A 12,361-nucleotide genomic window follows, 5' to 3' on the forward strand; every position below is an offset into this window, starting at 1 on the left:
GGCCAAGGGCTCAGACGCCCTGGGACAGGTCGGCGACCTCGGTCAGGCGGACGGCGAGGCGGCCGCTGTCGTCGTCCATCTCCTGCAGCTCGCCGCGGGCGATCAGGCGGTCCCCGATCAGGATCTCCACCGGGTCGTCGATGCGGCTGTCGAGGGGCAGCACCGAGTCGCGGCGCAGGTTCACCAGGTCGGAGACCAGCGGGCGGGCGCGCCCGACCGAGATCACCACCTCGATCGGCACGCCCAGGACGGCGGAGCCGCGCTTGCTCTTGCCGGACTCGAGCGCCTCGGCGCGGGCGGGGACGGGGGCGTCGTCGTCGTCGAGATCGTCAGCCATTCGCGGCTCTCCTCTCCGGGGCGGGCAGGTGGCGGTCGAGGGCGGCGCGCGCGGCGGCGAGGGCGGCCTCGAGGTCGATGTCGTCCTCTCCGTCCGCCCAGTCGAGGCGGGCGGAGAGATCGCCGAGTTCGGGGTCGGCGTCGACCTGCGTGCCGAGCCCCCCCTCGGCGAGGGCGGCGCGCACCGCCTCGACCTGGCCGGGGCCGACGCGCACCCGCAGGGGCGCGGCGTCGGGGGAGGCGCGGGCGACGCGCAGGGCCTCGGTCACCGCGGCGGCGACCTCCGCGGCGAGGCCCTGGCGTGCGAGCGCGGGCGCGACGCCGGCGAGCAGCGCCTCGGCCAGGTCGCGGGCGGCGCGGTCGAGCGCCTGCTCCTGCTCCACCCGGGCGTGGAGCGCGTCGGCGAGCTGCTCCGAGAGGTCCGAGAGGATCATGCGCAGCGCCGCCTGGCCCTGGGCCTCGGCATGGGCGACGCCTTCCTCGAAGCCGGCGGCGCGGCCCTCGCCGCGGGCGCGGGCGAGCAGGGTCTCGATCGGTTCGGCCGGGGGCGGCGGCGCGGCCGGGGGGGCGGCGTCCGGGGCGGCCTTGCGCGGGGCGCCGGCCGGGGCGGGCTTGCGGCCCGCCGGCTTGTCGGCGGCCTCGGACTTGCGCTCGCCGCGCGGGGGGGCGCCGATCACCTTCGCCTCGTCCGCTTCGAAACTTTCCCATTTCATCGTCATCATGCGGTCTCGCGCGCCGGCTCGCCCTGCTCGAGCCACAGGCCCAGCAGCGCGGCCGCGTCATCCTTGCGTTCGCCGGTCAGGTCGCGCAGGGCGCGCAGCCGGTCGGCGGTGATCTGGCCGGCGTCGATCACCTCGCCGGCGAGGGCGACGGCGGCCTCCGCCTGCTCCCGGGCGCCGGCGCCGGCGGGCAGGGCCTCGAGCTCGAGGGTGCGGGCGTCCTCCACCCGGCGGGTGATCATCGGGCGGAGCACGAAGAGCCCGAGCAGCAGCGCCACCAGGCTCAGCGCGCCGAGCTGGATCAGGGTCATCGCGTTGGCCGCGAGGAAATCCGCCGCGCCCGAGGCGCTGGCCGAGGTCCCCAGGTCGGCGGGCGCGGTGAATTCCAGCGTGCGGATCGTCACCACGTCGCCCCGGGCCGGGTCGAAGCCGATCGCGGATTCCACCAGCTCCCGCAGGGCCTGGAGCTCCTGCTCCGGGCGGGGGGTCCAGTCGACCTCGCCGGCGTCGTTCACCGTGCGCACGCCGTCGACCAGCACCGCGACGGAGATCTTGCGCACCTCTCCGGGGCGGCGGATGCGCTCGCGCAGCACCTCGGAGACCTCGTAGTTCACCCGCTCGCGCGTCTCGTTGGCCGTGCTCGAGGAGCCGCCGGCGCCCTGCTGGCCGCCGTCGGGAAGGTTCGAGGCGACGGTGACGCCGCCGGCCTCGCCGCCCTGCGACTGCTCGGAGGTCTCCTGCGTGTCGGTGTGGATGGCGACGCGGCCCTGGGGGTCGAGCACCCGCTCGGTCACCGTCTCGGAGTTCATGTCGGCGTCGACCATCACCTCGACCACCGCAGCGCCGCGGCCGACGCGGGCCTCCAGCAGGCGCTCGACATTGGCCTTCAGGCGGGCGGCGCGATCCTCCACCGCCTGGGGGGATTCGGGGCCGCCTTCCTCGGTCAGGACCGTGCCGTTCTCGGCGTCGACCACGGTCACCTGGGCCGCGGTCAGGCCGGGCACGGCGGAGGAGACCAGGTGGCGGATCGCGCTCGCCTGCGCCTCGCCCAGGGCGCCGGAGCCGACGCTGACCGAGACCGAGGCCGAGGGCGTCGGCGCCTGCTCGAAGGGCCGACGGGGCGGGTTGGCGATATGCACGCGCGCCTGGCGGATCGACGGCAGGGCGAGGATGGTGCGGGCCAGCTCGCCTTCCTTCGCGCGCCAGTAGGCGGCGTCGAACATCTGGGCGGTGGTGCCGAACCCGGAGAGATCGTCCAGCAGCTCGTAGCCGCGCGCGCCGGCCTGGGGCAGGCCGTCTGCAGCCAGCGCCATGCGCAGCGCGTCGCGCTGGCCCTCGGGCGCCCAGATCGAATCGCCGCGCGCCTCGTAGGGGATGCCGCGCGCCTCCAGCGCCGAGATCACCTCCCCCGAGGCGGCCGGATCCAGCCCGGCGTAAAGCAGGCTCATCGACGGTTCGGTCGCCATGCGCGCCAGGCCCCAGACGGCCAGCATCGCCGCGGCGGCGGCAAGCAGGGCCACGATCCGGCGCCGGGCGTCCAGCCCGTTCCACAGGGACGACAAGCGGTCCACGCTGATCCTCTCGCGCTGGGTCCCCCGCCGGTTCACGGGCGAGGGGCGGGCCGTTCTGGCCGCTCCCCTCCCTTGCCGTCCGCGCACTTAAGATTCGGTTAGCCCCTGACGGTTACCTCATGCCCTGCGCCGCTCCGGTCCGACCGGGACCGGCGCGGATGCAGAACGTGCAGATCCCCGGCGCCGGGCCGGCGCCCCGGACGCGCCGCGGGGCGCGGGAAACGGGACCGAACGATGGCTGAAGCCGCCGATGTCGACGTCGCCGACGCGCCGCCCAGGAAGAAGGGCGGCAAGGGAATGCTGATCGGCCTCGCGGCGATGCTGCTGCTGGGGGGCGGCGGCTTCTTCGCGACCTTCTCCGGCATGTTCGCCCTGCCCTTCGGCGGCGGCGGCGAGGAGCAGGCGCATCAGGAGGCGCAGGAGGATCCCGGCGAATCGGCCGCCGTCGCCTTCGTCGAGATCCCGCAGATGCTGGTCTCGCTGGGGCCCTCCGCGCGCAGCCGCCACCTGCGCCTCTCCGCCACGCTCGAGATCGAGCCGGGGCGGGAGGAGGCGGTGGCGGCGCTGATGCCGCGGGTGATGGACGTGATCAATTCCTACCTGCAGGCGCTGGACGAGGCGGATGTGGAGCGGCCGGCCGCCATGGCCCGGATGCGCGCCCACCTGCTGCGCCGGATCCGCATCGTCGCCGGCGAGGATGCGGTGCGCGACCTGCTGATCACCGAGTTCGTGCTGCAATGACGCGCCCGCGATCGAGATCGACCGCGGTCCGCGGACCGGCGGGACGACGAACTGGAAGGAGGGTCGGATGGGCCTGATCGCCGATGGACTGATGATCGCCGCCGCGCTGACCGCAGCGATCTACTGCCACGTGCTGGCCGGGCGGCTGCGCAGCCTGCGGCGGCTGGACGGCGGCGTCGGCCAGGCGGTGGCCGCCATGGCCGCCCAGACCGACGAGCTGCGCCAGGCGCTGCGCGCCGCCCGGGCCGCAGCGGGCGAATCGACCCGCACGCTGGCCGAGCGCACCGCCCGCGCCGAGATGGCGGCCGGCCGGCTGGAGCTGCTGCTCGCCGCGATCCACGACAACGAGGGCGGCGCCGCGCCGGCCAACGTCGCCGCCCGGCGCGAGGCCCGGCAGGCCGCCGCGTTCTCGCCCCGCCCGCGCCCGCAGGTGGTCGGCGGCTCCGCCGCCGCCCGCGCCGCCGGACCGCTCGAGGCGCCCTTCGTCGCGGACCCCGACGAGGCGCCCGATCCCGACCTTGCCGAGGCGGGGGCGCCCCCCGACGTCGAACCCGACCCCGACGAGGCGCCGGCGGAGGCCGCGGACGATGCGGCGGAGGCAGGAGACGCGCCGCCGACCGACGCCGCGGCGCCTCCCGCCACGCGCCGCCTGTTCCGGATCGAGGTCGATCCGGCCGACCCGGACGACGACCCGGCGGTCGAGAGCGTGGCGCGCACCGCCCGCGCCGCCCCCCGCGCCCGGCCCGCCCGCGGCCGGGGCCTGGGCGACTCCGCCGAAGGGACCGATGCGCTGCGCGCCGCCATCGAGGCGCTGGCGAGGGAGAGCGGCGAATGATCGACCTCCGCGCGCTGCTCCGCTCGCGCCGGACGCCGCGGCCGCCGGCCCCGGCGCCCCGCTCCGCCGCCTTTCCCGCCGGCCCGGCCCCGCGCCGCAGGCCGCCGGCGGAGGAGAGCGGGAGCCGGGGCGCCCGCCGCGCGCCGGGCGCCCTTCTGCTGCTGGGCCTGTGCTTCCTCGGCTCGGCCGGCCTGCGCCTCCTCGACCCGGAGGGCGCGCTCGCCAAGGAGGCCGCCGCGACCCTTTCCGGCGGCGGCGCCCAGACGGCGGCCGCCGATCCCTGCACGCCGGGCGGGGACCCCGCCGGCCTGCTCGCCGCGCTGAAGCAGCGCGAGACCCAGCTCGACGCCCGCGCCGCCGAGATCGCCGACCGCGAGCGCCTGCTCCAGGTCGCCGAGGCCAAGTACAAGGAGCAGCTCGAGGCGCTGCGCACGGCCGAGGAGCGGCTCGCCGCCACCCTCGCCGTGGCCGACGAGGCCGCCGAGCAGGACATCGAGCGGCTGACCGCGGTCTACGAGAACATGAACCCCAAGAACGCGGCGCGGATCTTCGAATCGATGGACGTGACTTTCGCCGCCGGCTTCCTCGCGCGGATGCGGAAGGACACCGCCGCCAAGATCATGGGGGGGATGAGCGCCGAGCGCGCCTACGCCATCTCCGCCGTGATCGCCGGCCGCAACGCCCGCGCCCCGCGCGAGTGAAGCGCCCTCCCGCGGCCCTGCGCCGCGCGCCGCCCGACCCTGCGTGGCCCGGCGTCGTCGCCCCGGCGGCGGGGCGTGGAGGCGCGCCTTTGCGGGACCTGCGCGGCTTGCCTCGCATTGTCGGTTTTCACCCTCGCCCGACCGCTCCTGCGTCCGTCGTTCTCAGCGGTTTCTTAACCTCGCGGGGCCACCTTCCGCCTCGGGTCGGACGGGTCCAGCAGGGGCCCGATGTCCGGAGCGCGAGGAACGGGGACGCGGAATGTTCGGATTCGTTGGAATTGCGGTGACCTTCGTCATGGTCTTCGGCGGCTACATGGCCGCCGGCGGCAAGCTGGGGATCATCCTCCACTCGTTGCCGTTCGAGATGATGATGATCGGCGGCGCCGCCGTCGGCGCCTTCCTGCTCTCGAACGACATGCACACCGTCAAGCACACGCTCGGCGACGTCGGGAAGGTGTTCAAGGGCGCGAAGTGGAAGCCGCAGGACTATCGCGACCTGCTGTGCCTGCTGTTCGAACTTATCCGCATCGGCCGCGCCAACCCGATGGACCTCGAGGGGCATGTCGAGAATCCGCAGGAATCGGCGGTGTTCTCCCGTTATCCCAAGATCCAGTCCGACGCCGGCGCCGTGGACCTGATCTGCGACACGCTGCGCGCCAGCTCGATGAACTACGACGACCCCCACCAGGTCGAGGAGGTGCTGGAGAAGCAGCTCGAGACGCGCAAGCATCACGCGCTGCACTCCTCCCACGCCCTGCAGAACATGGCCGACGGCCTGCCCGCGCTGGGCATCGTGGCGGCGGTGCTGGGCGTGATCAAGACCATGGCCGCCATCGACCAGCCGCCCTCGGTGCTGGGCGGCATGATCGGCGGCGCGCTGGTGGGCACCTTCCTGGGCGTGTTCCTGGCCTACGGCTTCGTCGGCCCCTTCGCCTCCCGCGTGAAGGGCGTGATCGAGGAGGACCACCAGTTCTACCTCCTGATCCGCGAGGTGCTGGTGGCGGCGCTGCACAACCATTCGCCCGACATCTGCGTCGAGGTCGGCCGGCAGAACACGCCGCGCAGCCTGCGCCCCAGCTTCTCCGACCTCTCCGACGCGCTGCGCGAGGCGAAGGCGGCATGATGCAGGGCGAGCTCCAGGGTCGGGCGATCGCGGGCGGGCCCAGGGCTCGCCCGGCGACCATGCGGCGCGCGCTGCGGCTGCTGGCCGTCGTCGCGCTGCTGCTGGCGGCCTTCGCCCCGGGCGCCTCGGCGCAGGAGCGGATCCGCCTGCGCGCCGGCGAGCATGCCGAGTTCAGCCGCATCGCCCTCGACGTCCCGCAGCTCGGCGAATGGTCGATCGAGCGCAACGGCCGCCTGGTGACCGTGCTCTTCTCCGACCGCGAGCTGCTGTTCGCCACGGAGCAGATCTTCCCACAGCGCCGCATCTCCCGCGTCACCAGCGCGCGGAGCGAACGGGCGCGCGACGGCACCCGCCTGATCCTGTCGATGTCGTGCAACTGCGTGGCCGAGGCCTATGAATTCCGCCCGGGCATGCTGGTGATGGACATCCGCGCCCAACCCGAGGAGACCGAGGCCGCGGCGGTGCAGGACCAGGCCGGCGCCGGCCCCGACGGCCGCCCGCAGGATCCGCAGCAGGACGGCTCCGGTTCCGGCGGCGGCTCGGGCGGGGACGGGGGCGGCGGCCAGAACGCCGCCTCGGGCTCGATGGAGGCGTTGGCGATCCATCGCCCGGAGCCGCCGCCGGCCACCTCCGGCAGCGTGCTGAGCCAGCCCGTCGCGCGCGCCGACGCAGGGTCCGAGACCGAGACCCGCGCCGCCCCCGACCCGGCCCCGACCGCGGCGCCTGCGCCGCCGGCGGAGGATGGCCCGAGCGACGCCGCCTCGATCACAGAGGCGCAGCGCCGGCTGCTCGAGCAGCTCGCGCGCGCCGCCGACCAGGGGCTGGTGCAGTTCCGCGATCCGGGCGGACCCGACGATCCGCGCATCCCGCAGGAGGAGGTCGCCGCGACCGAACCCGCCGCCCGGCCGCAGGACGCGCCCGCCCCCCACGCCGCCGCCGATCCGCACGCCCCGGGAGACCGCCGTCCCCAGGGGCCCCAGGACCGGCAGGCGACGGATCCTTCCGAGGGCGGCGCGGCGCCGCCGCCGCCGGCCCCCCAGGTGCAGCTCGATGCGCAGACCGTCTGGGACCGCGACCGCCGCCCGGCGACGCCCCGCCCGGCGACCTGTCCAGACGACGCCCTGCTCGACCCTGCGCCGTGGCGTCGTTCGGCCGAATTCTACGATCGGATGGGCGAGATCCGCGCCCGCATGATGCTCGAATTCGACAAGGCCGACCCGCGCGCGGCGCTCGATCTCGCCTGGCTTCAGGTCGGTTTCGGCTTCGGGGCGGAGGCGCGCCAGACCCTCGACCAGTTCGTCCCCGAGGTGCGGGAGGCGGCGCTGCTGCGCGACCTCGCGCGGGTGATGGACGACGATCCCCCGGCGCCGGACGGGCCGCTTTCGCAGGGCGCCGAATGTCCCGGGCGCGCGGGCATGTGGCGGCTGGCGTCGCGGATGACGCCCTCGCCCGCGGTCCTCAAGGAACCGGCCTGGCGGGCGTCGGTGCTCGATGCGTTCGCCGAGCTGCCGATCCGCCTGCGCCGCCGCGCCGGCCCGCCGCTGGTGGAGCATCTCACGGCGTTGGGGGAGCTCGACTTCGCCGACGCCGCCCGCCTGCGCCTCGACCGCGCGCCCGGCGACCATGGCGCGCCTTGGCTGCTGGCGATCGGCCGCCTCGCCCTCGCCCGCGGCGAGGTCGAGCGGGGGGAGACGTTGCTGCGCGACGTGTCGCTGACCGACGGGCCCGAGGCGGCGGAGGCGATGCTCGCGCTCGCCGACAGCCTGCTCGGCCGCCGCGACACCCTGCCCGGCGACCTGGTCGAGGACATCGCCCTCAAGGCCTTCGAGCACCAGGGGACGGAGCTCGGACGCCGCCTGCTGGTGGCCGAGATCCTCGGCCGCGCCGGCCGCGACCAGCTCGGCGAGGCGCTGCAGGTGATCGAGACCGAGCTGTTCGCCGGCGGCGCCCGGGCCGCGGACCTGGAGGCCGCGCTGCGCGCGATTCTCGAGCGCGCCCGCGCCGCCGACGTCGGCGAGTACGCCTATGCCGAGGCGATCATGCGCCACCGCGGCCTGATCCGAGAGCCGGAGGTCTTCGATCCCGCCCGCATCCGCGTGGCGCGGGAGATGACCGGGATCGGCCTCGCCAACGTGGCCATCGACCTGCTGGGTCCCGCGCTGAGCCGCGGGGGGAGCGAGGCGCGGCTCGCCGCCGCCGCGGCCGAGGTGACGCTGGACCTGCCGCTCGACGCCCTGCGGCGGCTGGAGGGGCTGGAGGGCGACGACGCCGCCCGCCTGCGGGCCCGGGCGCTGCTGGCGCTGGGCCGCGACGCGGAGGCCTTCGCCGAGGTCGCCGGCGCCCTGCCCGAGGGCTCGCCCGAACGCGCTCGGCTGGCCTGGCGCGCGGCGATCTGGCCCGACGCCGCGCGTCTGCCGGGCGAGGATCCGCGCCGCCTGCTCGCCGCCTGGATGGCGGGCGAGCCGCCGCCGGACCCTGGCGAGGTCATCGCCCGTGCGCTCGACGCCCGCCCGGAGAGCGCGGGCGCCGCCGACGCGGCGCCCGACCCGATGGTCGAGGCCGCGGCGCGCGAGGCGATGTTCCTGTCCCCGCCCGCGGTGGCGGAGCCGCCCTCGCTGGCCGCCGCCCGCCGCCTGATCGAAGCCTCCGAAGCCGCCCGCGCCCGCATAGAGGAGGCCCTGGGCGGGGTCTGACCTGCCCGCCGTCACGCCCGCCGACGCCCAGGCGACCGCCCCGGCCGCGCCGAACGAGACCGACCCCTTGAGACGACCCGAGGAGAACCCCGGATGGACAACCCCACCTACCTGGCGCTGAGCCGCCAGTCCGGCCTGCTCAAGGAAATGCAGGTCGTCGCCAACAACATCGCCAATGTCTCCACCGCCGGCTACCGGCGCGAGGGGGTGATCTTCGCCGAGATGATCGAGCCGCTGCCCGACGGGGCCGACTCGCTCTCGATGACCGAGGCGCGGGTGCGGCGCACCGATTTTTCCCAGGGCGCGATGACCCGCACCGGCGGCGCGCTGGACGTGGCCATCGAGGGCGACGGCTTCTTCATGGTGCAGACCCCGCAGGGCCCGACCCTGACCCGCAACGGCGCCTTCGCCCGCGACGCGGCCGGCGCGCTGGTGACGATGGACGGCTACCCGGTGCTCGACCAGGGGGGCGCGGCGCTGTTCGTGCCCCCGGGCGGCGAGGTGGTGATCGCCACCGACGGCGCCGTCTCGGTCGACGGCGAGGTGCAGGGCACGCTCGCCGTCGTCGCCGTGCCCGAACCCGACAAGCTGATCCGCGAGGGCGGCGTGATGTTCCGCGCCGACCAGCCGCTGGAGCCCGCCGACGGCGTCGTCTTCCAGGGCTTCGTCGAGGGCGGCAACGTCCAGCCGGTCGTCGAGCTCGCCCGCATGATCGAGGTGCAGCGCGCCTACGAGCTGGGCCAGGCGATGCTGGAACGCGAGGACGAGCGCATCCGCGCCGCCGTCCGCCAGCTCGGCGGCCAGTCGTGACCCTCTCGCCCCGCCCCCGACCGTCCGGCCGCCTCCCCGCCTTGGGGGGCGTCCGGCGCGGGGCCGCCGCTCCGCCCGAGCGGCGGAGAGGCGACGCTCCCGCGCGCCGCCCGTCCCGCCCCCGCGCGGCGTCCCGCCGCCGTCCCGTCGTCGTCCAGTCCAGGAGGATCCCGCCATGCGCGCGCTGAAGATCGCCGCCACGGGGATGGAAGCCCAGCAGCTTCGGGTCGAGGTGATTTCCAACAACCTCGCCAACATGTCGACCACCGCCTACAACCCCCGCCGGGCGGAGTTCGCGGACCTGCACTACCAGCAGGCCCAGCGCGCCGGCACGGTGAACGCCGCCGACGGCACGGTGCTGCCCGCGGGCGTGCAGCTGGGGCTCGGCGTGCGCACCTCGGCGGTGTCGATGGACGTCGAGCAGGGCTCGCTGCGCGCCACCGGCGGCGAGCTCGACATCGCCATCGAGGGGAACGGCTACCTGGAGGTGATCCTGCCCGACGGCGCCTCCGCCTACACTCGCGACGGCACGCTGAAACGCAACGGCGACGGGCTGATCGTGACCTCCGACGGCTTCCCCGTGGCGCCCGAGATCACCATCCCGGCCGACGCCGTCTCCGTCTCGATCAACGCCGAGGGCGAGGTCTACGCCTATTTCCGCGACGAGGTGGGGGGGCAGCTCCTGGACCGTTTCAACCTGGTCGGCTTCGTCAACGAGAAGGGGCTCGAGGCGATCGGCGGCAATCTCTACCTCGAGACGGAGGCCTCGGGCCCGGCCGAGGTCGGCGACGCGGGCGTGGACGGCCGCGGCATCTTCCGCGCCGGCTACCTCGAGGACAGCGCCGTCGACCCGGTGCGCGAGATCACCCGGCTGATCGAGGCGCAGCGCGGCTACGAGCTGAACGCCAAGGTGATCACGGCGGTGGACCAGATGATGGCCGCCACCGCGCAGGTCCGGTGAGCGCGATGGCCGATCCCGCCTCCGGCCCGCCGCGTCGCCGCGCTTCGCTGCCGCTCGCCGCGCTGCTGTGGATCCTCGGCGCCGCGGCGGCGGCGGCGCAGGCGACCTGGGGGCCGCCCGGGTGGTCGCCGGGCGGCGTCGCCGCCGGCGCGGCCGAGCCCGCGGTCGTCGCCACCCGCCCGATCCCCAGCCGCACGGTCCTGACCGAGAGCGACGTGGCCCTGCGCCCCAGCCCCTTCGGCGCCGGGCTGACCGACCCCGCCGAGGCGGTGGGGATGGAGACCCGCGTCGCCCTCTACGCCGGCCGCCCGATCCGGGCCGAGGATCTCGGCCCCCCTGCGCTGGTCGAGCGCAACGCGCTGGTATTGCTCAGGTATCAGCGCGGCGCGCTGTTCATCGCCGCCGAGGGGCGGGCGCTCGACCGCGGCGCCGTCGGCGACCGCATCCGCGTCACCAACCTGTCGTCCCGCCAGACCGTCTTCGGCCGCGTCGCCGCGGACGGGGCGGTGGAGGTCAGACCATGAGCCTCGCCCGATCCTGCCTGATCCTCGCTGCGCTGACGCTGGCGGGATGCGCCGACCGGCTGAACAACGTCGGCAAGGAGCCCGAGTTCACCGCCCCCGGCAACGCCGTGCGCCCGGCCCCGCCGGTCACCGCGCAGCGCCGCGCCATCGCGACGCCCCCCCAGCCGACGCCGCCGCCGGGCTATGCGGTCGCCTCGCTGTGGCGCTCGGGGCCGGATTCGCTGTTCGGCGACCGCCGCGCCCAGTCGGTCGGCGACATCCTGACCGTGGTGATCGAGATCGACGACGAGGCCAGCATCTCCAACGCCACCGAGCGCAACCGCTCCGCCTCCGAGGACGTCTCGGTCAGCGCGCTGGTGGGCCTGCCCTCGCTCGTCGACGACGTCTTCGGGATCGACACCGATCCGGCGGCGGGGATCGGCTCGTCCTCGGCCTCCTCGGGCGACGGCAAGGTCACGCGGAACGAGCAGATCACCCTGCGCATCGCCGTCACCGTCGTCGACCAGCTGCCCAACGGCCACCTCGTCGTCGCCGGCAACCAGGAGGTGCGGGTGAACTACGAGCTGCGCGACCTGCAGGTGGCCGGGATCGTGCGGCCGGAGGACATCTCCCGGCGCAACGAGATCACCTACGACAAGATGGCCGAGGCGCGGATCGCCTACGGCGGCCGCGGTCAGATCTACGACGTGCAGCAGCCCCGCTACGGCCAGCAGGTGGTCGACATCCTGATGCCGTTCTGAGCGCGGAGGCCCCTCGATGAAGAAGCTGATACCCGTGATCCTCGCGCTGATCGGCCTGGGCGGCGGCCTGTTCGCCGGCCAGATGCTGCGCCCGCCGCCGGAGCCGGAGGCGGGGGCGGACCCTGCCGCCGCCGCCTCGACGGAGGGCGGGGAGCCTGCGGCCGCCGGCGACCACGGCGGCGGCGGCGCGGCCCCGGCCCATTCCGACGGGCCGCCGCCCCCCTACGATCCGGACCTGCAGAGGGAGTACGCCAAGCTCGACCGCCAGTTCATCGCCCCGATCGTCGAGCATGAGGAGGTGGCGGCGCTGCTGATCCTCACCCTCTCGATCGAAGTCGACGCCGGCCAGACCGCGGTGGTCTTCGAACGGGAGCCGAAGCTGCGCGACCGGTTCCTCAAGGTGCTGTTCCGCCACGCCCAGTCGGGCGCCTTCAATGGCGCCTTCACCGCCGCGCCGGTGATGGACGACCTGCGCGGCTCGTTGCTGGAGGCGGCGCGGAGCGTGCTGGGGCCCATGGCCCATGACGTGCTGGTGACCGACATCATCCGCCAGGACCTGTAGCGCGCGCCCGGCCGGGCGGCGAAAACCGTCGACCGGCCGGCAGGT

Annotated in this window: 13 protein-coding genes; 10 read left to right on the forward strand and 3 right to left on the reverse strand. The window is 75.2% G+C overall.

The annotated features are described in order from the left end of the window. Positions 1-10: 10 nt before the first annotated feature. From BM064_RS10570 to fliF, 3 genes are read right to left on the reverse strand one after another with little or no spacing between them, the layout of a single operon-like run. Positions 11-337 carry a FliM/FliN family flagellar motor switch protein gene (locus BM064_RS10570; RefSeq protein ID WP_092859720.1) on the reverse strand — a complete coding sequence of 109 codons (327 nt, stop codon included), beginning with the start codon at positions 335-337 and terminating at the stop codon, positions 11-13. Then, positions 330-1,058 carry a FliH/SctL family protein gene (locus BM064_RS10575; protein WP_092859721.1) on the reverse strand — a complete coding sequence of 243 codons (729 nt, stop codon included), beginning with the start codon at positions 1,056-1,058 and terminating at the stop codon, positions 330-332. The genes BM064_RS10570 and BM064_RS10575 overlap by 8 nt, the downstream gene beginning before the upstream one ends. After that, positions 1,055-2,626 (reverse strand): flagellar basal-body MS-ring/collar protein FliF, encoded by a 1,572-nt coding sequence (gene fliF, locus BM064_RS10580; RefSeq protein WP_092859722.1) that lies wholly within the window; start codon positions 2,624-2,626, stop codon positions 1,055-1,057. Before fliF ends, BM064_RS10575 begins: the two co-directional genes overlap by 4 nt. Positions 2,627-2,860: 234 nt before the next feature. Between fliF and BM064_RS10585 the strand changes: the two genes are divergently transcribed. From BM064_RS10585 to BM064_RS10630, 10 genes are all read left to right on the forward strand, one after another. Then, positions 2,861-3,367, forward strand: a complete 507-nt coding sequence (locus tag BM064_RS10585) for a flagellar basal body-associated FliL family protein (RefSeq protein WP_092859723.1) — start codon at positions 2,861-2,863, stop codon at positions 3,365-3,367. A 67-nt stretch (positions 3,368-3,434) separates the two neighbouring features. Then, positions 3,435-4,202, forward strand: a complete 768-nt coding sequence (locus BM064_RS10590) for a hypothetical protein (protein ID WP_092859724.1) — start codon at positions 3,435-3,437, stop codon at positions 4,200-4,202. Beyond that, positions 4,199-4,903 carry a MotE family protein gene (locus BM064_RS10595; RefSeq protein ID WP_245779118.1) on the forward strand — a complete coding sequence of 235 codons (705 nt, stop codon included), beginning with the start codon at positions 4,199-4,201 and terminating at the stop codon, positions 4,901-4,903. Before BM064_RS10590 ends, BM064_RS10595 begins: the two co-directional genes overlap by 4 nt. Before the next feature lie 259 nt (positions 4,904-5,162). Beyond that, a complete protein-coding gene (motA, locus tag BM064_RS10600) occupies positions 5,163-6,026 on the forward strand; it encodes a flagellar motor stator protein MotA (protein ID WP_092859725.1) in 864 nt (287 codons plus the stop codon). Further along, positions 6,023-8,719, forward strand: coding sequence for a hypothetical protein (locus BM064_RS10605; protein ID WP_092859726.1), 2,697 nt, complete (start codon positions 6,023-6,025; stop codon positions 8,717-8,719). Before motA ends, BM064_RS10605 begins: the two co-directional genes overlap by 4 nt. A 93-nt stretch (positions 8,720-8,812) precedes the next feature. Further along, positions 8,813-9,529 (forward strand): flagellar hook-basal body complex protein, encoded by a 717-nt coding sequence (locus BM064_RS10610; protein WP_092859727.1) that lies wholly within the window; start codon positions 8,813-8,815, stop codon positions 9,527-9,529. A 175-nt stretch (positions 9,530-9,704) separates the two neighbouring features. Beyond that, on the forward strand, positions 9,705-10,490 hold the full coding sequence (flgG, locus tag BM064_RS10615) for a flagellar basal-body rod protein FlgG (protein ID WP_092859728.1): 786 nt from the start codon (positions 9,705-9,707) through the stop codon (positions 10,488-10,490). Between the two features lie 5 nt (positions 10,491-10,495). Continuing rightward, positions 10,496-11,014 carry a flagellar basal body P-ring formation chaperone FlgA gene (gene flgA / locus BM064_RS10620; RefSeq protein WP_092859729.1) on the forward strand — a complete coding sequence of 173 codons (519 nt, stop codon included), beginning with the start codon at positions 10,496-10,498 and terminating at the stop codon, positions 11,012-11,014. Further along, a complete protein-coding gene (gene flgH / locus BM064_RS10625) occupies positions 11,011-11,754 on the forward strand; it encodes a flagellar basal body L-ring protein FlgH (protein WP_092859730.1) in 744 nt (247 codons plus the stop codon). The genes flgA and flgH overlap by 4 nt, the downstream gene beginning before the upstream one ends. Positions 11,755-11,770: 16 nt before the next feature. Further along, on the forward strand, positions 11,771-12,316 hold the full coding sequence (locus BM064_RS10630) for a hypothetical protein (protein ID WP_092859731.1): 546 nt from the start codon (positions 11,771-11,773) through the stop codon (positions 12,314-12,316). Positions 12,317-12,361: the final 45 nt, after the last annotated feature.

Origin of the sequence: Albimonas pacifica, from assembly GCF_900113695.1 — a bacterium.
GTDB classification, from domain to species: Bacteria; Pseudomonadota; Alphaproteobacteria; order Rhodobacterales; family Rhodobacteraceae; genus Albimonas; species Albimonas pacifica.